General features: G+C 62.6%; 20 protein-coding genes and 1 pseudogene. 3 read left to right on the top strand and 18 right to left on the bottom strand.

Features of this window, described 5'->3' with window-relative positions; translation table 11 throughout:
- Positions 1-5: 5 nt before the first annotated feature.
- The 18 genes and pseudogenes from C8D04_RS06505 to rpsB all read right to left on the bottom strand — a co-directional run bounded on the left by C8D04_RS06505 (position 6) and on the right by rpsB (position 17016).
- Complete coding sequence (locus tag C8D04_RS06505) at positions 6-395, bottom strand: hypothetical protein (RefSeq protein WP_116004120.1); 390 nt, start codon at positions 393-395, stop codon at positions 6-8.
- Complete coding sequence (gene carA / locus C8D04_RS06510) at positions 392-1576, bottom strand: glutamine-hydrolyzing carbamoyl-phosphate synthase small subunit (RefSeq protein ID WP_116006058.1); 1185 nt, start codon at positions 1574-1576, stop codon at positions 392-394. The genes C8D04_RS06505 and carA overlap by 4 nt, the downstream gene beginning before the upstream one ends.
- 416 nt (positions 1577-1992) lie before the next feature.
- Complete coding sequence (locus C8D04_RS06515) at positions 1993-2766, bottom strand: RNA methyltransferase (RefSeq protein WP_116004121.1); 774 nt, start codon at positions 2764-2766, stop codon at positions 1993-1995.
- Complete coding sequence (gene rnhB, locus C8D04_RS06520; protein ID WP_116004122.1) at positions 2763-3401, bottom strand: ribonuclease HII; 639 nt, start codon at positions 3399-3401, stop codon at positions 2763-2765. The genes C8D04_RS06515 and rnhB overlap by 4 nt, the downstream gene beginning before the upstream one ends.
- Entirely contained in the window at positions 3367-4530 is a 1164-nt protein-coding gene (lpxB, locus tag C8D04_RS06525; protein WP_116004123.1) for a lipid-A-disaccharide synthase, read from the bottom strand. Before lpxB ends, rnhB begins: the two co-directional genes overlap by 35 nt.
- Positions 4531-4535: 5 nt before the next feature.
- Positions 4536-5330, bottom strand: a complete 795-nt coding sequence (lpxA, locus tag C8D04_RS06530) for an acyl-ACP--UDP-N-acetylglucosamine O-acyltransferase (protein ID WP_116004124.1) — start codon at positions 5328-5330, stop codon at positions 4536-4538.
- A 16-nt stretch (positions 5331-5346) separates the two neighbouring features.
- Complete coding sequence (fabZ, locus tag C8D04_RS06535) at positions 5347-5787, bottom strand: 3-hydroxyacyl-ACP dehydratase FabZ (RefSeq protein WP_116004125.1); 441 nt, start codon at positions 5785-5787, stop codon at positions 5347-5349.
- Complete coding sequence (lpxD, locus tag C8D04_RS06540) at positions 5784-6776, bottom strand: UDP-3-O-(3-hydroxymyristoyl)glucosamine N-acyltransferase (RefSeq protein WP_116004126.1); 993 nt, start codon at positions 6774-6776, stop codon at positions 5784-5786. Before lpxD ends, fabZ begins: the two co-directional genes overlap by 4 nt.
- A gap of 27 nt (positions 6777-6803) precedes the next feature.
- Positions 6804-7322, bottom strand: a complete 519-nt coding sequence (locus C8D04_RS06545) for an OmpH family outer membrane protein (RefSeq protein ID WP_116004127.1) — start codon at positions 7320-7322, stop codon at positions 6804-6806.
- Positions 7322-9619, bottom strand: coding sequence for an outer membrane protein assembly factor BamA (gene bamA, locus C8D04_RS06550; RefSeq protein WP_116004128.1), 2298 nt, complete (start codon positions 9617-9619; stop codon positions 7322-7324). Before bamA ends, C8D04_RS06545 begins: the two co-directional genes overlap by 1 nt.
- A 45-nt stretch (positions 9620-9664) precedes the next feature.
- Positions 9665-11026, bottom strand: a complete 1362-nt coding sequence (rseP, locus tag C8D04_RS06555) for an RIP metalloprotease RseP (protein ID WP_116004129.1) — start codon at positions 11024-11026, stop codon at positions 9665-9667.
- Between the two features lie 30 nt (positions 11027-11056).
- A pseudogene (ispC, locus tag C8D04_RS06560) lies at positions 11057-12246 on the bottom strand (1-deoxy-D-xylulose-5-phosphate reductoisomerase).
- Positions 12243-13097 carry a phosphatidate cytidylyltransferase gene (locus C8D04_RS06565; RefSeq protein WP_116004131.1) on the bottom strand — a complete coding sequence of 285 codons (855 nt, stop codon included), beginning with the start codon at positions 13095-13097 and terminating at the stop codon, positions 12243-12245. The pseudogene ispC and the gene C8D04_RS06565 overlap by 4 nt, the downstream one beginning before the upstream one ends.
- Before the next feature lie 9 nt (positions 13098-13106).
- Positions 13107-13850, bottom strand: coding sequence for a polyprenyl diphosphate synthase (gene uppS / locus C8D04_RS06570; protein WP_116004132.1), 744 nt, complete (start codon positions 13848-13850; stop codon positions 13107-13109).
- Between the two features lie 11 nt (positions 13851-13861).
- Entirely contained in the window at positions 13862-14419 is a 558-nt protein-coding gene (gene frr, locus C8D04_RS06575; protein WP_116004133.1) for a ribosome recycling factor, read from the bottom strand.
- 44 nt (positions 14420-14463) lie between these two features.
- The gene (gene pyrH / locus C8D04_RS06580) at positions 14464-15186 is read right to left on the bottom strand and encodes a UMP kinase (protein ID WP_116004134.1); all 723 of its coding nucleotides are present in this window, start codon (positions 15184-15186) and stop codon (positions 14464-14466) included.
- 54 nt (positions 15187-15240) lie between these two features.
- Positions 15241-16164 (bottom strand): translation elongation factor Ts, encoded by a 924-nt coding sequence (gene tsf / locus C8D04_RS06585; protein ID WP_116004135.1) that lies wholly within the window; start codon positions 16162-16164, stop codon positions 15241-15243.
- A 99-nt stretch (positions 16165-16263) separates the two neighbouring features.
- Positions 16264-17016, bottom strand: coding sequence for a 30S ribosomal protein S2 (gene rpsB, locus C8D04_RS06590; protein ID WP_116004136.1), 753 nt, complete (start codon positions 17014-17016; stop codon positions 16264-16266).
- 170 nt (positions 17017-17186) lie between these two features.
- Between rpsB and C8D04_RS06595 the strand changes: the two genes are divergently transcribed.
- Genes C8D04_RS06595 through C8D04_RS06605 form a run of 3 tightly spaced genes read left to right on the top strand, consistent with a single transcriptional unit; the run spans position 17187 to position 21431 of the window.
- Positions 17187-18557 (top strand): amidase, encoded by a 1371-nt coding sequence (locus C8D04_RS06595; protein WP_116004137.1) that lies wholly within the window; start codon positions 17187-17189, stop codon positions 18555-18557.
- A 51-nt stretch (positions 18558-18608) separates the two neighbouring features.
- A complete protein-coding gene (locus C8D04_RS06600) occupies positions 18609-19859 on the top strand; it encodes an FAD-dependent oxidoreductase (protein WP_116004138.1) in 1251 nt (416 codons plus the stop codon).
- A 48-nt stretch (positions 19860-19907) separates the two neighbouring features.
- Positions 19908-21431 (top strand): NAD(P)H-hydrate dehydratase, encoded by a 1524-nt coding sequence (locus C8D04_RS06605; RefSeq protein ID WP_116004139.1) that lies wholly within the window; start codon positions 19908-19910, stop codon positions 21429-21431.
- The last annotated feature ends 82 nt before the right edge of the window (positions 21432-21513 follow it).

Raw genomic sequence — 21513 nt, forward strand, 5'->3', positions numbered from 1 at the left:
GGAAATCAATGGTTGGGTTCGCTGGGCACGTCCGCTTCGGGTCGGCGGCGGCGCAGGTGCGCAAGCAAGACGGCGGCGCGTTCGGCGGGCAGATTCTTCTGCATCAGCTGCAGCAGGCCATCGCCCTGCACAAGCGGGCTGAGCACCTCGGTCTCGGCCTCATGGAACGTCACATCCCATTCGGCCAGTGTTTCTTCGAACGTGGCGTCGTCCCAGGTCTTGCCTTTGGCGATCAGGGTGACGAGCGGGAGCGCCTTGCGTTCCACAAATGCCTTGCGATACGGTTTTTGTTGCCAGCGTTCGCCGAACCACTCGCGATGGTTCGGAGCCAGGCTCAGAATACGCTTGTGGATCGCCTTCTCGAGCGCTGCAGCAGGAAAGCTGAAGAGCTTCATGCGGCAGTGGCCTTGGTGCGCGCATCACGCATGGTGTCGACAAACCGGTCAAACAGCCCATCAATGTCGGAGGTACCGGGAGAGGCCTCCGGGTGGCCCTGAAAACTGAAGGCGGGACGGTCGGTGTACTCCAGCCCCTGCAGCGAGCCGTCGAACAGGCTCAGGTGCGTTGCCCGCACCTGCGCGGGCAACGAGTCAAGCTGCACGGCAAAACCGTGGTTCTGGCTGGTGATGCTCACGCGCCCGGTGGCAAGCTCTTCCACAGGATGGTTGGCGCCATGGTGGCTGTTGTCCATCTTGAACGTGCTCGCGCCCGCCGCCAGCGCCATGATCTGGTGGCCCAGGCAAATGCCGAAGGTGGGCTTGCCCGTTTCGAGCAGCGTGCGCACCGCCTCAATGGCGTAGGTACAAGGCGCTGGATCGCCGGGCCCGTTGGAGAGAAAGATGCCGTCGGGCTGCAGCGCGAGCACCTGCGCAGCAGGCGTCTGTGCCGGCACCACGGTGACCTTGCAACCGCGCTCGGCCAGCATGCGCAGGATGTTGTATTTGACGCCGAAATCGTAGGCCACAACGTGATATTTCGGCGCCGTCTGCACGCCGTAGCCACTGCCCAGCGTCCATTCGGTCTGCGTCCATTCGTAAGATTTTTCGGTCGTCACCACCTTGGCGAGGTCAAGACCTGCCATGGAAGGTGCGCCGCGCGCGGCGGCAATCGCCTGGTCAATGCGCTCCTGCGTCACCGATTCACCCACTGCGAGGCCGACGATGGCACCATTTTGCGCACCCTTGTCGCGCAGCAGGCGGGTGAGCTTGCGCGTGTCGATGTTGGCGATGGCCACGGTGCCTTCGCGCACCAGGTACTCGGGCAGGGTCGCGGTAGCGCGGAAGTTGCTGACAAGCAGCGGCAGGTCTTTGATGACAAGGCCTGCAGCCTGGACTTTCGGGGATTCGACGTCCTCCGTGTTGACACCGTAGTTGCCGACATGCGAGACCGTGAGGGTCACGATCTGCTGGCAGTAACTGGGGTCCGTGAGGATTTCCTGATAGCCGGTCATGGAGGTGTTGAACACCACCTCACCGACGGTGGAGCCAACGGCTCCAATCGAATTGCCGATAAAGACCGTGCCGTCTGCGAGCGCCAGAATGGCGGGCGGGAATGTTCCCTGTAGAGACAAAAGCACTGGGTTCTCCGGATGGTTACGGTCGCCCGGCGCCTGCAGGTCCGCTGGCATCAGATGCCTGCGGCTGCTCTCAGATGGGTTATTGCTTTGGGTGCGGTCGGGCGACGCTGTTGCGAGAAAAGCCCTTGATTATAGCGCTGCGCTTCTGGGTACGCACCGACGCAGATTCCGCAAGAACTTGTCACGCAAGCACATGTTCCGTGTGTTGCAAGCAGCAGCGACGCACCTGGCCTGTCGGACTTGGGAATCGTCGGCTGCCCATCGGCCCCAGCCCGACAGGCTGGGCCAGGTGCACTGCCAGTGTGCATCGTGCATGAAGATTCGCGTGGCAAACAGCCCAGTAGTCTTCTTCAGCACCGAAAAAATACGTCCAACCAGGGCGATTTGGTGCGCAACCCATAGCACCATGGGCGCTTTCAGCGCATGGCACCACTGGCGTGCAGGCAGATGGCCGCTGCAGCCGCCACATTCAACGACTCTTCTCCTCCGGGCTGCGCAATGCGAATACGCAGGGCGGCCCTCTCCTCCAAAGCAGCAGAAACACCCTGCCCTTCGTGCCCCATGACCCAGGCGCAGGGCCAGGGCAGTTCGGCGCGGTGCAGGAAGTCGCCTTCGTGCACATGGGTCACCAAGATCGGCACCCTGAGTGGCCCAAGGTCTTCAAGGCCCGCCGCTTCGATCAGGTTCAGCGCGAAATGCGCGCCCATGCCTGCCCGCAAAACCTTGGGCGACCACAGGGCGGCACTGCCCTTGAGGGCAATCACCTGCCTGAAACCAAACGCAGAGGCGCTGCGCAGGATGGAACCCACGTTGCCTGCGTCCTGGACGCGGTCGAGCACCACGGTCGCCTCGTCCGGCTGCAGAGCCGTACCAACAGGCACATCGATGATGAAGCCCATCTGGGCCGGTGACTCCAGGCCGCTGATGTCGGTAAACAAGGCATCGGCGAGCACTATTGATTTGCTAGCTGCCTGCGCCCATTCCACGGGCGCTAGAGGCCAAAAAGACTCAGAAAAAACCGCGATCGACACGGTTTGTCCACGCGCCAGCGCCGCACGGCAGAGGTGATCACCCTCCAGCCAGACGCGGCCTTGCTTGCGGTACGCCGTGGTGTCCTGCGCCAGGCGCCGCAGATCCTTGACGAAAGTGTTGTCCCGGGAATGGATAACAACCACGGAGGGCGAAGTCATCGGCACACCGCTTCACGCAGGTTCAGCGCAACAGGCGCAAACGAGCGCCGGTGGTGCATGCACGCGCCATGCTCCTGCAGGGCGGCCATGTGCGCAGCGGTGCCATAGCCTTTGTGCCCGGCAAACCCGTATTGTGGAAACTCTGCGTGCACCTGCGCGCACCAGCGGTCACGGTGCACCTTGGCCAGAATGGATGCCGCCGAGATGGCGGGGACCAACGCATCGCCCTTGACGATGGCCTCGGCCGGCATATCGAGTCGGGGCAGTCGGTTGCCATCCACGAGCACCAAGGCCGGTTTAAGGCGCAGCCCCATCACGGCCCGCTGCATGGCCAGCAGCGTCGCCTGCAGAATGTTGAGGCGGTCGATCTCTTCCACGGAAGCCTCGGCAATGCTGCAGCACAGCGCCTTGGCACGGATTTCGTCGTAGAGCTTTTCGCGCCGCAGCGGCGTGAGCTTCTTGGAATCTGCCAACCCGGCAATCGGGTGCAAATCATCCAGAATCACTGCGGCGGCCACTACCGGGCCGGCCAATGGGCCACGGCCGGCCTCATCCACCCCGGCCATCAGGCCGGAGGGATGCCATGGCAGGCAGGCTTGTTCAGGCCGTGGCGGCAAGGACTTTCTGGATGGCATCGGCGGCCAGTTGAGGGGTGTTGCGCCGCAAGGTTTCATGCAGCAAGGTAAAGCGCTGGTGCAGCGCCATCATGCGTCCAGGGTCGTGTTTCAGCGCATCAAACCACTGCAGCACTGCGGCTGCCAGTGCCTGCGGCGTGGCATCGTCCTGAAGGAGTTCGGGCACCACAAAATCATTGCACAAAATATTGGGCAGCCCCACCCAGGGCTGTAACTGCTTGCGGCGCATCAGCCGCCAGCTCAAGGGGTGCATGCGGTAGCCAATGACCATGGGGCGCTTGAACAGCGCTGCTTCCAGGGTGGCGGTGCCGCTGGCAATCAGCGTCACATCACAAGCCGCCAACGCGGTGTGGGACTGGCCAGGAATGACCTGCAACACATGGCCCAGACCGCAGTCGCGCGCCGCTTGTTCGATGCGACTCTGCAGCGCAGGTACTGCGGGAACTATCATTTTAATAGCTGGTAGCGCTTGATGGATAAGCGCTGCAGCCTCAAAAAACCTTGGAGTGATGTACTGCACCTCGGCCGAGCGACTCCCGGGCAGGATGGCCAACACCGCACCACTGTCCTGCAAGCCCAGTTGGGCGCGGGCCGCGCTGCGATCGGGCGCCATGGGAATCACACCTGCCAGAGGGTGGCCCACATAGGTGGCTGCAATGCCATGGCGTTCGAGCAGCGCGGGCTCGAACGGGAAGATGCACAACACATGGTCGGCCGCACGGCGGATTTTCTCAACGCGATCGGCGCGCCAGGCCCAGATCGATGGGCAGACAAAATGCACGGTCTTGATGCCCGCAGCGCGCAGATCCGCTTCGAGGCCCAGGTTGAAATCAGGGGCATCAACACCGATGAACACACCCGGGCGCTCACGCAGCAGGCGGGCTCGCAACTGGCGGCGGATATGGATGATTTCACCCAACCGCCGCAGCAACTCAAAGCTGTAGCCATGCACCGCCAGTTTTTCGCTGGGCCACCAGGCTTCAAAGCCCCGGCGGGCCATCTGCGGGCCACCAATGCCATGGCTGGAGAGGCCGGGCCATACATCGCGCAAGCCGTCCAGCAGCAACCCGGCCAACAGATCACCCGATGTTTCGCCCGCCACCAGGGCGACGCGGGGGCTGCGTTCCATGGCCGTCAGCGCACGATGCCGCGCGTGGAGGCATCGAGAAACGCCAGCAGCAGAGCAATGTCGGCTACGGCCTGTGCATTGGCTTGGGTGCTCGCCAATTCGGCAATCGCGGTGCGCGAGGCTTCCAGCGTGAGACCTTGGCGGTACAGCAGACGGTGCATCTGCCGGATGGCGGCCAACCGATCAGCCGAGAAACCGCGCCGACGCAAACCCTCCAGGTTCAGGCCGCGCACGGTCAGGGGATTGCCATCGACCATCATGTAAGGCGGCACATCCTGCGAAATATGGCTCCCAAAGCCCGCCATGACATGGGCACCAATCTTGACGTACTGGTGCACTCCCGTCAGCCCACCGATGATGGCCTGGTCACCCACCTGCACATGGCCGGCCAGCGTGGCATTGTTGGCCAGAATGGTCTGGTGGCCCACCACACAGTCGTGCGCAATGTGCACATAAGCCATGACCCAGTTGTCGTTGCCCACCGTGGTGACCCCCCGGTCCTGCACGGTGCCGGTGTTGACGGTGCAAAACTCGCGAAAGGTATTGCGATCGCCAATGCGCAGTTCGGTGGGCTCGCCTGCGTATTTCTTGTCCTGCGGAGCAGCGCCCAGCGAAACGAACTGGTAGATGCGGTTGTCCTGGCCAATGGTAGTCCGGCCTTCGATCACGCAGTGCGGCCCCACCGTAGTGCCCGCGCCAATGCTGACATGCGGGCCAATGACGGCATAGGGCCCCACCGTGGCAGTGGTATCGATGCGTGCCTGGGCATCGACAACGGCAGTGGGGTGGATGTTACTCACGGCGTACCGCGCTCCTTCAGCCCACGGCGCGCATGGTGCACATGAGTTCGGCTTCGCAGGCCACCTCCTCGCCTACCCGGGCCACACCCTTGAACTTCCAGATGCCGCCACGCACGCGGTCGATGGTGATGTCCAGGACCAGTTGATCACCAGGTTCTACGGGGCGTTTGAAACGAGCCCCGTCGATGCCCACAAAATAGTAGATATTGTTTTCGTCCGGTACCTGGCCCATCGCATCGAAGGCCAGCAAGCCCGCCGCCTGGGCCAGAGCCTCCAGGATCAACACCCCTGGCATGACAGGATGCCCCGGGAAATGCCCCATGAAGTAAGGCTCGTTGAACGTGACGTTCTTGATGGCCCTGATGCGCTGGTTGCGCTCGAGTTCAAGCACCTTGTCCACCAGCAGAAAGGGATAGCGGTGGGGTAGTTGCTTGAGAATTGCGTGAATATCCATCATGGGCGTTCAATCTTGTTGTTCTGTAGAAGGCTTTCGAGGGCCTTGATACGCTCGCGCAGGCTATGCAACTGCTTGAGCGTGGCAGCGTTTTTTTCCCAGCGTGCATTGTCGTCGATGGGGAACATCCCTGTGTACTGACCGGGTCGTGTCAACGACCGCGTCACCGTCGTGGAGGCCGATACGTGCACATGGTCCGCCAGCGTCAAGTGCCCCAGCACGATGCCGCCACCGCCGACAGTGCAGTGGGCGCCGATCGTGGCGCTGCCGGCCACGCCAACACAGCCAGCCATGGCCGAATGCCGGCCAATATGCACGTTGTGGCCAATTTGAACCAGGTTGTCGAGCTTGACGCCGTCTTCGATCACGGTGTCCTGCAGCGCACCACGGTCAATGCAGGTATTGGCACCAATCTCCACATCGTCACCAATGCGCACGGCGCCCAGCTGCTCGATCTTGACCCAGGTTCCGCCCTCGGGCGCAAAACCAAAGCCATCGGCGCCAATGACCACGCCAGCATGCACGATGCAGCGCTCTCCGATATGACAGTCTTCACCCAGTGTGACGCGCGACTTGAGCACCGTGCCTGCACCGATGCGGGCGCCGCGCTCGATCACGCACAAGGGCCCCACCCAAGCCGTGGCATGCACCTGGGCCTCGCTGTGTACAACAGCGCTGGGGTGCACCCCCGGCAACACCGGCGGCGCATGCCGCTTACGCCAGAGCTGCGTGGCCCGGGCGAAATAGGCATAAGGATCATCAGCCACAATGCAGGCGCCCCGCGCCATCGCGACCTCGCGCATTGCAGGCGCCACAATGACACAGGCCGCCTGGGAGGCGGCCAGTTGCTGCTGGTAGCGCGGATTGCTGAGAAAACTCAACTCCTGCGCTTGTGCTGCCTCCAGCGGGGCCAGCCGGGTGATCTCGGTGCCGGGATCACCCTCCAGCGTTCCACCCAGTGCCTCGATGAACTCGGCCAGGCGCAAACTCACGCGACGTCCACCTTGTGGCTGCTGTAGTTACTTGGTAGGCGCAGCATTCAGCGCTTTGATCACCTTGTCGGTGATATCGTGCTTGGGACTGATGTAGACGGCTTGGTCCACGATGATGTCGTATTTTTCTTGCTCAGCCAGCTGCTTGACGATCTTGTTGACGCGATCACTCATCTGGTTGAGTTCTTCATTCTTGCGGGAATTCAGATCTTCCTGGAATTCGCGGCGCTTGCGTTGAAAGTCACGGTCCTGGTCCACCAACTGACGCTGGCGCGTCTGTCGCTGGCTCTCGGACAGCGTGGGAGCATCGCGCTCGAATTTTTCGGTGGCCGACTTCAGGGTCGCGCCCAGATCATTGATTTCCTTGTCGCGGCGGGAGAATTCTTGCTCCAGCTTGGCCTGCGCCGCCTTGGCCGTGTTGGCCTCGCGGAAGACGCGATCAGTCTGGAGGAAACCCGCCTTGAATTCCTGCGCTTGCACAGGGAGCGCAGCACCAAAAGAACCCAGCAGTATCGCCAAGGCGATGGGACGAGAAAAATGTGTCATTAGAAGGATGTTCCGATCTGGAATTGCAGTTCTTGGATTCTATCGCCAGCAAACTTACGCACAGGCTTGGCGTAAGCCAGGCGCAATGGGCCCAGTGGCGAAATCCAGCTCAGCCCGATGCCCACGGAAGCGCGCATTTCGCTCAGGCGCATTTTTTCGCCGTCGCCATACACGTTGCCCACGTCGAGGAAAGTAAAGACGCGCAATGTCCGGTCATTGCCAGCTCCCGGGAACGGAGCGATGAGTTCGGTATTGAAAGTGAGCTTCTTGGGACCGCCCAACGAAGCCCCGGTAACGTCGCGCGGGCCCAGGGTTCCCTGGTCAAAACCACGCACCGAGCCCAGGCCACCCGAGTAGAAGTTCTTGAATACCGGGAACGGCCTGCCGCCCATGCCCTTGCCCAGGCCCACCTCGCCATTGAAAGCCAGGGTGAATTTTTTGCTCAGGGGCACATACTGCTGGTACTGGTAATTGGCGCGCACATAACGCGCGTCTCCCGCCACCGACCAATCCGTATTGAGCCGCTGGTAGCGGCCCGTGTTGGGTGCCAGTGCGCTGTCACGGCTATCACGCGACCAGCCAATGGTGAGCGGCACCGCTGAACTGGATGCACCGTAGCGATCTGCATAGCTAAGGTAAGCCGCCGGGATGTTGGTGCCGGCCTTGATGCGGGTTTGCTCCAGGGCACCACCAAAAAAGACCGTGTCGGTCTCGCTGAACGGCACGCCAAAACGGATACCAGCCCCGGTGGTGATGAGCTCGTAATTGCCGCCCTGGTCCTCGTAGGGTTTGTCAGAGCGGTAATACAGATCCAGGGTGCGCGAGATACCGTCCTTGGTGAAATACGGATCGGTGGTGCTGAACACCAGCGTACGCTTGAACTTGCTGGTGTTCAGGTCTACACCCAAATAATTGCCCGAGCCAAAAATGTTTTCCTGCTTGATTGCGAAGGAAAAAGATATTTTTTCTGCACTGGAAAAACCTGCTCCTAGCTGCAGGGAACCCGTAGGCTTTTCGGCCACGGTGATCAAGAGGTCCACCTGGTCGGGTGCGCCGGGAACCTCCAGCGTCTCGATGTTGACCTCGGTGAAATAACCAAGACGATCCACGCGATCGCGGGAGATGCGGATTTTTTCTCCGTCGTACCACGAGGCCTCGTACTGCCGGAACTCGCGCCGGATCACTTCGTCGCGGGTGCGGTCATTGCCTGCCACACTGATGCGGCGCACATAGGCGCGGCGCACGGGTTCGGCCTGCAGCACCAGGGCTACGCGGCCATTTTCGCGGTCGATCTCAGGAACGGCTTCGATGCGTGCAAACGCAAAACCAAAATTACCGAAATGCTCGGAGAACGCCTTGGTGGTTTCTGCCACCTGGTCGGCGTTGTAGGGTTCGCCGGGACGAATGGTGACCAGTGACTTGAATTCGTCTTCGCGTTCCAGGAAATTGCCTTCGAGCTTGACACTCGACACGACGAACCGCTCGCCTTCGGTGACGTTGACCGTGATGGAAATGTCCTGCTTGTCTGGAGAAATCGCTACCTGGGTCGAATCAATGCGGAATTCCAAATATCCGCGTTGCAGGTAGTACGAGCGCAGGGTCTCCAGGTCGGCATTGAGTTTGGTGCGCGCATAGCGATCCGACTTGGTATACCAGCTCAACCAGCCGCCGGTATCCTGGTCAAACAGGCCTTTGAGCGTGGACTCGCTGAACGCCTTGTTGCCAACAATGCGGATGTCCTTGATGCGCGCTGTATCCCCCTCCACCACCGAAAAGGTGAGGTTGACGCGGTTGCGCTCGATGGGCGTGACGGTGGTGATCACCTCGGCGCCATAGAAGCTCTTGTTGATGTACTGGCGCTTGAGTTCCTGCTCGGCGCGGTCGGTGAGCGCCTTGTCGTACGGACGGCCATCGGTCAGGCCGATGTCGCGCATGGATTTTTTGAGCACGTCCTTGTCGAATTCACGCGAGCCGACAAAGTCGACGTCGGCAATCGTGGGACGCTCCTCGACCACCACCACCAGGACGCCCCCCGTCGCTTCAAGGCGTACATCCTTGAACAAGCCCAGACCAAACAACGCGCGAATGGCAGCGGCCCCCTTGTCGTCGTTGTACTCATCGCCCACACGCAAGGGCATGGAGGCAAAAACGGTTCCGGGCTCCACGCGCTGCAGGCCCTCCACACGAATGTCCTGCACCTTGAAAGGTTCCAGGGCCCACGCGGCCTGGGCAGCAAAAATCATGGCAGCGACAGCTGTCACGGTGCGTGCACCGAAGCGATTGATATGTTTTTTCATGAATGAAGCCGGTGCCACCAATGCGCAGGCATGGCGGCCAAAAGGTTAGCCAAAGAGCCGGGAGATATCGTTAAACATAGCGATGGACATCATCAACAGCAGCACAGCGATCCCGCCGCGCTGCAAGCGCTCCATCCAGGCATCCGAGACACCCCTGCCCGTCACGCCCTCCCAAAGATAATACATCAGGTGCCCACCGTCGAGGACGGGCAGCGGCAACAGGTTCAGCACACCCAGACTCACACTGATCAAGGCCAGAAAGGCCAGGTACTGCGTCAGCCCCATGCTGGCAGACCGCCCCGCATAGTCAGCAATCGTCAGGGGACCGCTGATGTTCTTGAGCGAGGCTTCTCCGATGACCATGCGGCCCATCATGCGCAAGGTCAACACCGACACCTGCCAGGTGCGCGTGACGCCGCTCCACAGGCCTTCGAAAGGCCCGTATTGCACGGTAGTGAACTCTGGCCGTGCGCCCACATAGGCGCCCACGCGCCCGATCAGCTCGCCCTGGTCCTGCTGTACCTCGGGCTGCACGTCCAACGTCAGGGCCTGCGTGCCCCGCTGGATGCGCCAGGGCTGCGAGACAGGCTTCCCATCGTGCACCGATCCACGGATCAGCGCACGCAGCTGTTGGCCATCAACCACCTCCACGGCGCCAATGCGCAGCACCACATCACCCTCACGCAGGCCTGCACGCTGGGCCGCACTGTCGGTCATCACTTCGCCCATCACTGGGCGCGTCCACGGCCCCACGATGCCGATCATCTGCATGAGGCGCGCATCGGCTTCCCGGGTATCCAGTTGATTCAGGGCAAGCACTACCGTGCGCTGGCTGGCCCCCGGCGTAGGTTCAAGCTCCAAGCGCACCGGAGTCGCTTCTAATGCGCCGCGTGTGAGCAACCAGCGCAGGTCTTCAAAGGACCGCACGGGCTGGGGCTCCTCGTTGCCAATCGCCGCATTGCGCACCAGCTCCCCGCCATGCAGGCCTGCCGACTCGGCCACAGAACCTGGCACCGGTCGTGCGAGGTAGGCCATGGGCTCCTGCACCCCCATCCAATTGACCGTGGCATAAAGCAGCACCGCCAGGACAAGGTTGGCCACTGGGCCCGCGGCCACAATGAGTGCCCGCGAGCGCAACGACTGGGTATTAAAGGCCAGATGGCGCTCTTCGGGAGGTACCGGCGCTTCGCGCTCGTCCAGCATGCGTACAAAACCGCCCAGCGGAAATGCCCCCAGCACAAACTCGGTGGGAGAACCCTTGGGCTGCCAGCGCAGCAGTGGCTTACCAAAGCCCACCGAAAAGCGCAGAACTTTCACGCCGCAAGCCACCGCCACACGGTAGTGGCCATATTCGTGCACGGCAATCAACAGCCCCAGGGCCACAAGAAAGGCAACAATGGTCAACATGCGTATCCCCGTGAAATCAGGTGGCAGCGCCTAGGCTGCCAACCGCAAAGCGATCTGTTGCGCAAATGCACGCGCATCGGCGTCCAACGCCAGCAGGTCTGCGAGCGAATCGGGATTGGAGAGAGAGACGGCAGACAAAGTTTCCAGATTCAGCGCATGGATCTGGTCAAAACGGATGCGCCGCTCCAGGAATGCCGCTACCGCCACTTCGTTGGCGGCATTGAGCACCGCCGTGGTACCGGCAGGAGCCTCCAGCGACTCCCACGCCAAGCGCAGTCCCGGAAACCGCTCAGGATGGCCATGGTTGTCAATGGATTCAAATGTCATGGCGCCCAGGGCATGGAAGTCCAGTACGGCCGCGCCGGACTCCACGCGCTCGGGCCAGGCCAGGCCATAGGCAATGGGTACCCGCATGTCTGGCGTGCCCAACTGCGCCACCACCGAGGTGTCGCGGTACTGCACCATGGAATGGATGATGCTTTGCGGATGGATCACTACATCGAGCTGCCGGGGCGACAGCCCAAAGAGATAACGCGCCTCGATCACTTCCAGCGCCTTGTTCATCATCGTGGCCGAATCGACCGAGATCTTGCGCCCCATGACCCAGTTGGGGTGTGCGCAGGCTTGCTCAGGCGTCACATCGCGCAGGCTGCCAGGCGATCTCTGCCGAAACGGCCCCCCCGAAGCAGTGAGGATGATCTTTTCCACGCGCCGCGACCAGGTGGCAGGGTCTTCGGGTAGCGATTGAAAAATGGCGGAGTGCTCGCTGTCGATGGGCAGCAAGGTCGCCCCACCCTCGCGCACCGCACGCAGAAACACCTCCCCCCCACCACCAGCGCTTCCTTGTTGGCCAGCAGAAGGCGTTTGCCCGCTCGGGCCGCAGCCAGACAGGGCGCCAGCCCGGCTGCCCCGACGATGGCGGCCATGACCATATCGACCTCTGCATGGGATGCTATTATTTCAATAGCTTCTGGCGCTTGCAGTACAAGCGTTGGAAGGTCATTTTGCTTAATTTTTTCTTGTAGCACCCGGCCATGCTCTGCACTGGCCATGACGGCATAGCGCGGAGTAAAACGGGCACACTGGGCCAGCATCAGGTCAACCTGGGTGGCGGCACTCAGCGCAAAAACCTCGAAACGTTCGGGGTGGCGCGCCACCACATCGAGCGTACTGGTGCCGATGGATCCTGTGGAGCCCAGCACCGTAATGCGTTGTTTCATGTCTTTACCAGTGTCATCAGCATCATGGCCAGCGGCAATGTGGGCAGCAATGCATCCACACGGTCGAGCACACCCCCATGGCCGGGCAGCAGGTTGCTGCTGTCTTTCACACCGGCACTGCGCTTGATGAGCGATTCAATGAGATCACCCACTACGCTCATGGCGGCCATGAACAGCACTCCCAGCACCAGCACCCACCAGCCCTGGTTTGCCAGGCGTGTATACAGGCTGGCCACGGGTGCTTGCAGACGGGCATCGGCCACAACCCAGCACACTGCCAGCAGCAACACACCGGCCACACCACCCCACACCCCCTCCCAACTCTTGCCCGGACTGATCGAGGGGGCAAGCTTGTTGCGGGTGAAACGCAGGCCGAACGCCCGGCCCGAAAAATAAGCCGCGATGTCGGCCATCCATACCAGCGTCATCACCGACAGCAGAAAGTTGATGCCCTCGATGCGCGCCTGCACCACGGCCAACCAAGCCAGCCACAACACCAGCACCCCTGCCAGCAATCGCACCGACCCGGGAATGCGCGGCCAGCCAGGAACACCCGCCCGCAGCAACCACGTGCCACCCAGCACCCAGAAGGCACCAGCCGCAACCCACAGCGCGCCCATCGGTCGCTCGGACCAACCCAGTGCCCACGAAGCGGCACACAATGCCACGCACACCGCCCCCACGGCCACCGAAGCCACAGGGCTGCAGCCATTGAGCCGACCCCATTCCCAGGCCGCGCCGGCCATCAGCACGAGCACGACGGTGGTAAACGGTACCGGCGAGGGATAAAACAGGGCTGGCAGCAAAATAGCCAGCAGGACCAGGGCGGTGATGATGCGCTGCTTCAGCATGGAGCCCTTTCAGGCACGCACCAGTCCGGGGCGCGCAGGCAGAATTTGTTCAGACGTCTTGCCAAATCGACGTTCCCGGGCATGGAAGGCCGCAATAGCCTCATCCAGCGCAGCATCATCGAAATCCGGCCAAAGCTTCTCACTGAAATACAACTCTGCATAGGCGGCTTGCCAAAGCAGGAAATTGCTCAGTCGCATTTCACCACCGGTACGGATCAGCAGGTCGGGGTCGGGCACATGGGCCAGTGCCATGGCGCTGTCCAGGCTGGCTTCGGTGATGGGTTCACCACGTGCCGCCAAGGCGGCTGCAGCCTGCGCCACATCCCAGCGGCCACCGTAATTGAAACAGACGTTTAACACAAGGCGGGTGTTGTGGGCCGTAGCGGCCTCGCCTTGCAGCAATCCGCTTTGTACTTTCTCGGAAAGCCCATCCCGCGCACCGACGAAATGCAGTTGCACACCGTCCTTGCACAGTTGCGGTACTTCGCGCGAAAGCGCTTTGGCGAGCAACTCCATCAGGCCTGAAACTTCATCAGCAGGCCGATTCCAGTTTTCGGAGGAAAACGCAAACACCGTCAGCACGCCCACGCCACGCTGGGCACAGGCCTGCACGCAACGGCGCAGCACATCCACGCCCTGCTTATGCCCTGCAAGGCGCGGGAGGAAGCGGCGCTTGGCCCAGCGGCCATTGCCATCCATGACGATGGCGATATGGTGGGGCGGCACCAACTCCTGAGTGTTGGAAATGGACATGCGGACGGTCTTCAAACCGCCATGATTTCCTGCTCCTTGGCAACCACCAGGGCGTCGATCTCGACAATGTGCCGATCGGTCATCTTCTGGATGTCTGCCTCGGCGCGCTTTTGGTCGTCTTCAGACGCCAGCTTGTCCTTGACGAGCTTCTTCACGGCTTCATTGGCATCGCGCCGCAGGTTGCGCACGGCAATCTTGGCCGACTCTCCTTCGTTGCGTGCCAGCTTGGTCATTTCCTTGCGGCGCTCTTCGCTCATGGCCGGCATGGGAACGCGGATCAGATCTCCCAGGGAAGCCGGATTCAGTCCCAGGTCGCTCTCGCGAATGGCTTTCTCGATCTTGGCGCCCATACCCTTTTCCCAGGGCTGCACGCTGATGGTGCGCGAATCGAGCAGAGACACGTTGGCCACCTGCGACAGCGGCACCATGGACCCGTAATAGTCCACATGTATCGTGTCCAGCAAGGCGGGGTTGGCACGGCCCGTGCGAATTTTTTGCAGGTTATTTTTAAAAACCACGATGGATTGATCCATCTTGGCTTGCATGTTTGTCTTGATGTCGGCAGTCATGTTTTTTCCTCTGGGCACCAGGCAGCAAGGGCGGCCCGTTGCCGTCAAGCGTAAACCAGGGTTCCTTCGTCCTCGCCCATGACCACGCGCTTGAGCGCCCCCGGCTTGAAGATGGAAAACACCTTCACGGGCAGCTTTTGGTCACGGCACAGGGCAAACGCTGTGGCATCCATGATGCCCAGGTTGCGCACCATGGCCTCGTCAAAGCTGAGCGTGGTGTAGCGCGTGGCAGAAGGGTCCTTGTGCGGGTCGGCAGTGTATACGCCATCGACCTTGGTGGCCTTGAGCACCAGTTCGGCACCGATTTCGGCACCCCGCAAAGCGGCAGCGGTGTCGGTGGTGAAAAAAGGATTGCCTGTGCCAGCCGCAAAAACCACCACCTTGCCTTCTTCGAGGTACTGCAGTGCTTTGGGCCGCACATAAGGCTCCACCACCTGCTCGATCGAGATGGCGGACATCACCCGGGCCGTCAGGCCCTGCTTGTCCATCGCGTCAGCCAGGGCCAGAGCATTCATCACGGTGGCGAGCATGCCCATATAGTCCGCCGTCGCGCGATCCATCCCTTCAGCGCCGCCAGCGACGCCACGGAAGATGTTGCCACCACCGATCACCACGGCCACCTCCACCCCCATGCGGGTCACCTCAGCGACCTCCTGCACCATGCGGACGATGGTGGAGCGGTTGATACCGAAGGCGTCATCCCCCATGAGCGCCTCACCCGACAGCTTGAGCAAAATGCGCTTGTAGGCTGGCGTGGCGATGGTCATGGAAGTTCTCCGTAGGTCTGGGGGATGGGGCGGCAAATCAGGGCTATCAGTGGATCAGGCAGCGGCCTTGGCAGCGGCCACTTGGGCGGCCACTTCAGCAGCAAAATCGTCCACCTTCTTCTCGATGCCTTCACCGACTACGTACAGGGTGAAGCCCTTCACGGTGGTACCAGTGGCCTTGAGCATCTGCTCGACGGTCTGCTTGTCGTTCTTCACGAAAGCCTGGTTGAACAGCGAGACTTCCTTGAGGTACTTCTGCACGCCGCCTTCGATGCGCTTGGCAACGATTTCGTCGGACTGCACAGGCTTGCCTTCGGCCGTGGCCTTGGCGGCATCTTCCGCAGCCTTGGCGGCAGCGACAGAACGCTCTTTCTCGATCAGTTCGGCGGGAACGTCGGCACTGGTCAGGGCCACGGGCTTCATGGCGGCGATGTGCATGGCCACGTCCTTGGCAGCGATTTCGTCACCTTCGTACTCGACCACCACGCCGATGCGTGTGCCGTGCAGGTAGGAGGCGAGCTTGCTGCTGCTGCCAAAGTACTTGAAACGACGGAACGACATGTTTTCGCCGATCTTGCCGATCAGGCCCTTGCGCACATCTTCCAGCGTGGGGCCAAAGCTGTCCTGTTCGTAAGGCAGTGCACCCAGGGCCGCGAGATCGGCGGGATTGTGCTTGCCCACCAACTCCGCTGCAGCCTGTGTCATGGCCAGGAAGCTATCGTTCTTGCTCACGAAGTCGGTTTCGCTGTTCACTTCGATCAAACCGCCGGTGTTGCCAGCGATGTAGCAAGCAACAACGCCTTCGGCGGTGATGCGCGAAGCGGCCTTGCCAGCCTTGGTGCCGAGTTTGACGCGCAGCAGCTCCTCGGCCTTGGCCATGTCGCCATCGGCTTCGGTCAGGGCTTTCTTGCATTCCATCATGGGGGCGTCGGTCTTGCCACGCAGTTCAGCGACCATGCTTGCGGTAATTGCAGCCATTTCTTATTTCTCCGTATTCAGTTCAATCGTTTCTAGATAAAAAAAGGGGGCCCATCAAGCCCCGCTTTTCTTCCGCGACGCAGCGCGCGGGCCGGGGCTTTAAGCGGCAGTTTCTTGCACTTCGACGAATTCGTCGGCACCCTCACCGGCAACAGCCTTGACCACTTCGGTCACGGCGTTGTTGCGGCCTTCAATGATGGCGTCGGCCATCGCGCGCACATACAGATCCACCGCCTTGGCCGAGTCGTCGTTGCCAGGGATGATGTAGTCAATACCTTCGGGCGAGTGGTTGGTATCGACCACACCGATCAGCGGAATACCCAGCTTCTTGGCTTCGGCAATGGCGATCTTGTGGAAGCCCACGTCCACCACAAAAATGGCGTCGGGCAGCGCAGCCATGTCCTGGATGCCGCCGATGTCCTTTTCCAGCTTCTCGATCTCGCGGGTGAACATGAGCTGTTCTTTCTTGCTGAGCGACTCCAGACCGGCTTCCTGCTGGGCCTTCATGTCCTTGAGGCGCTTGATCGAGGTCTTCACGGTCTTGAAGTTGGTCAGCATGCCGCCCAGCCAGCGCTGGTTCACGAAGGGCACGCCAGCGCGGGCAGCTTCGGCGGCGACGGTGTCGCGGGCCTGGCGCTTGGTGCCAACAATCAAAATGGTGCCGCGGTTGGCCGACAGTTGCTGCGCAAACTTGCTGGCCGCCTGGAGCATCGGCAGCGACTTTTCCAGGTTGATGATGTGAATCTTGTTGCGATGACCGAAGATGTAGGGGGCCATCTTGGGGTTCCAGAAGCGGGTTTGGTGACCAAAGTGGACACCGGCTTCCAGCATTTCGCGCATGGTGACGGACATGAAAATTCTCCAAAGGTTGAGTCTAAAATCCAGCCCGACCATTGCTGCCCTGCGGGCTGCAACACCTTGTTTGGACTGGTTTGCTATTTACCTTGCCAGCCCCGTTGCCGCGGCACATAACGCACCAGCGAACCCACTGGTCAGCAAAGCCTAAAGATTTTAGCACACCCATGCTTAACGACCTCGACACCACCCGCCGCCTGCTGCAAGTCGGCAGCGGCAATGCCCGCGACGCCCTGGAGCACTGCATCACCGCAGCCCAATCGCCTGCGTGCGCGCATGTTTTTTCGCGTCCCATGTTTGACGAAGCCCGCGCCCACGCCGCGCAGCCGGGCGTTGAGCAGCGCCCTTTGGCGGGCCTGGCCGTATCCGTCAAAGATTTGTTCGACCTGCGCGACCAACCCACCCCGGCGGGTTCATTGGTGTTGGCCGACGCTGGCGCCGCTTTGGAAGACTGCCCGGCCGTGGCGCGGCTGCGCGCAGCGGGAGCCTCGATCGTGGGTCGCACGCACATGGTCGAATTCGCTTTTTCGGGCGTAGGCACCAATCCACACTACGGCACACCCGCCGCCTTTGATGCACGCACCGGCGCCCTGCCCGGCCCGGCGCGCGTGCCGGGGGGCTCCTCGTCAGGGGCGGCGGTATCGGTGGCCACGGGCGCGGCTTTCATCGGCCTGGGTTCGGACACGGGGGGCTCCATCCGTATTCCGGCCGCACTCAACGGCATTGTGGGTTTCAAGAATACAGCCCGACTTGTGCCCACCACGGGTGCCGTGCCGCTGTCCACCACGCTCGACACCGCCTGCGCCCTGACACGCAGCGTGCGCGATGCCATCGTGGCGCACGAAATTCTGGCCGCGCGGCGCGTCACGCGCAGCCCGGCAGCGCTGCCCGCCTGGCGCCTGGCCGTGCCCACCGACACCTTTCTAGAGGAACTGGACCCCGCTGTGGCCCAGGCCTTTGAGCGCAGCCTGGAAACCTTGCGCCGTGCTGGCGCCCGCATCGAACCAGTGGCGCTGCCCGAGGTGGCCGACCTGGCCCACATCCAGGCCACGGGCGGCTTTTCAGCTGCAGAGAGCTACGCCTGGCACCGTCCTCTGCTGGCGCAACACGCGGCACTCTATGACCCGCGCGTGCGCACCCGCATCGAGCGCGGTAGCAGCATGACAGCGTTTGAGTACATTGATCTGCAGCAGGCGCGACGGCGCTGGATTGCCCGCGTGGAGGCCGCCATCGCCGGTTTCGACGCCCTGCTCTCACCCACCGTACCCATCCTCGCACCCACCATCGCCAGCGTGGCCCCGGCCGATGGCCAGGATGCCGCACAGGACGCGGCCCGCGACGCAGCCTTCTTCCGCGCCAATGGCCTGCTGCTGCGCAACACCAGCATTGTCAACATGCTCGATGGTTGCGCGCTGTCCTTGCCCTGCCATATGGCAGGGGAACTGCCGGTCGGTCTCATGGTGTGGCATGCTGCACTGCACGATGATGCGGTGCTCAATGTGGGTTTACGCATTGAAGAAACGCTACAAAAACAATAGCTTATAGCGCTTTACTGTATTGCGTTAGAGGCCAAAAATAACCTTTATTTCATGAAGATTGCCATTGTGGGCGCCGGCGTGGTCGGCGTGACCACTGCCTATGAATTGGCGCTGGACGGCCACGCCGTCACCGTGTTCGAACAGCGCAGCGCCACCGCCGAAGAAGCCAGCTTTGCCACTGGCGGCCTGCTGGCCCCCGGGGTGCTTGATCCGTGGTCGGCCCCAGGCACCGCCTGCCCCCCCGGTGTGCTGGGCCGCCATGCGGCGCTGCACCTGGGTCGTTCGATCAGCCTGGCCGAGCTGTCCTGGCTGCGGCGCTGGCGCAGCGCCGCGCGTGCCAGCGCCCGCAGCGGTGCGCCTTTGCCCCCGTTGGTCGCGCTGGAGAGGCTCGCGCGTTACAGCCGTGCACGGCTGCAACACCTGGTCGAATCGCTCGGCCTGGTGTTTGAAAGCAGCGCAGGCGCCTTGCTGCTGCTGCGCACGCCACAAGATGCTGAGGGACTGGCTCCCGTGCTGAAAGTGCTGCGCGATACGGGCACGGTCGTCCGCGAACTCGATGCCGACGCCGCACGCGCCATCGAACCCGGCCTCTCCCCCTCGCTCCCCCTGGCAGGAGCACTGCACCTGCCCGATGGGCTGGCCGGCAACTGCCGTCAGTTTGCGCTGCTGCTGCGCCAGGCCGCACAACAGCGCGGCGCCCAATTCGAGTTCAACGCCTGCGTGGCACGCCTTTCCAGCGCCCCCGCAGGCGTCCAGCTGGAGGGCGAATCAGCGCCCCGCCCGTTCGATGCCGTGGTGCTGTGCGCGGGCGCCCAAAGTGCTGCCTTGCTACAACCGCTTGGCCAGCGCCTGCCCCTGGTGGCGTTGTACGGCAGCTCGGTCAGCGCGCCCCTGCGCGAAGAACTGCATGCACCGCTGGCTGCCGTCGTGGACGTGCAAACCCGAACCACCATGGTTCGCTTGGGTCAGCGGGTACGGGTCTCGGGTGGCGCCGAGCTGGGCACCAGTACAGCACAAGCCCACCCCCAAACACTGGGTGCGCTGTACCGTGTGCTGGGCGAGTGCTTCCCCGGTGGCCTCTCGCACTCCAGCGGCTTGCAGGTGTGGCGCGGCGCACGGCCGATGCTGCCCGATGGCCCACCCATGGTGGGCCAGAGCGCCGTGCCCGGCCTGTGGCTCAACCTGGGCCATGGTGCCAGCGGCTGGGCACTGGCCTGTGGCAGTGCGCGCGCACTGGCAGACCAGATGGCGGGCAAGACACCAGACATCGACCTGGAAGGGCTGGGCGCGCAGCGCTTCTGACGCACAATGCAGCACCGCCCCCCACAGGGGCCACTGCCGTCCGTCGCCATGCACCGCATCTGCCCCGACCAGCCCCACCCGCTGCACGACACCGCTGCCACGCGCCGCTTGGAGCATGCGGCGGCAGCCCTGCTGCCCCCGCACACGCTGATGCAGCGCGCCGGCTTGCGCGTGGCACAGCTGGCGCGCGCCCTGGCGCCCCACGCCCGCACCATCTGGATCGCCTGCGGCCCCGGCAACAACGGCGGCGACGGGCTGGAAGCGGCCATGCACCTGCGCCAGCAGGATCTGCCCGTGGTGGCAACCTGGCTGGGCGCCCCCGAAAGCGCCCCAACCGACGCCCTGCGTTCCTGGCAGCGCGCCCGGGACGCCGGCGTGCAGTTCATCCACGATGCTCCCCGGCTGGGCACGCAGGATCTTTGCATCGACGCCCTGCTGGGCATCGGCCTCGCCCCAGGCGACACCCGCCCAGGCCCGCAAGGCCCTCTCCTGGCTTTGCTGGAGCAACTGCGCAATAGCCCCGCCCCGCTGCTGTCCATCGACCTGCCTACCGGCCTGCAGAGCGACACGGGCCAGTACGCTGCCGGATTTGCTCCGGTGGCGTCCCCCCGGCCCAGCGCAGCACAGCCCGCCCATCGGCACACCCTGAGCCTGCTCACCCTCAAACCCGGCCTTTTTACCGGTAGCGGGCGCGACGCCGCTGGCACGGTATGGCTCGACACCCTGGGCTGCAACCCCACCAACGAGCCGCCCAGCGCCTGGCTGGCGGGCGCGCCCTTGCAAACACAGCGCCTGCATGCCAGCCACAAAGGCAGTTATGGCGATGTCGCCGTGGTGGGCGGCGAAGGACTGCAAGCGCGCGGCATGGGCATGACAGGCGCGGCCCTGCTCGCCGCCAGCGCAGCGCTGCATGGCGGTGCGGGCCGTGTGCTGGTGGCTCTGCTGGGAGCTGAGGCACTGGAACTCGATGAGCAACAACCCGAACTGATGTTCCGCCGATTCGATGCGCTGCATCTGCCGCAACTCACCGTGGTCTGCGGCTGCGGAGGTGGTGAGGCTGTGCGCGCCGTCTTACCACCTGTGCTGGCACAGGCACCCCGTCTGGTGCTCGATGCCGATGCCCTCAACACCATTGCCGCAGAGCCTGATCTCCAGACGGCGCTCGCAGCCCGTGCAAACCAGGGCTGGGTCACCGTACTGACCCCGCACCCGCTGGAAGCCGCGCGCCTGCTGACAACCACCACCAGTGCAGTGCAGGCGCACCGCTTGTCGGCAGCCCAATCAGTGGCAGAACGATTCCAGTGCGTGGTAGTGCTCAAAGGATCGGGCAGCGTCATCGCAGCCCCTGGCCAGACCCCGGTCATCAACCCCACCGGCAATGCACGCCTGGCGTGTGCAGGCACGGGTGATGTGCTCGCCGGCCTGATCGGCGCGCGCCTGGCAACGGGCGCCGATGCAATGCGCGCTGCCACCGAAGCGGTATTCCTCCACGGCCAGGCGGCAGATCATTGGCTACCACAGCAGCCCTTGGTGGCCAGCGCACTGGCCCGCACACACTTTATATTTGATTAAAAACAGCTCAAACGCTTACTAATAAAGCGCTGAAAGCTATAATTTTTATAGCAACCTAAGAAGGAAGGTCGGTGGTAAAAAC

It is taken from the genome of Simplicispira sp. 125, assembly GCF_003096555.1.
In the GTDB taxonomy this organism is placed as follows: domain Bacteria; phylum Pseudomonadota; class Gammaproteobacteria; order Burkholderiales; family Burkholderiaceae_C; genus Simplicispira.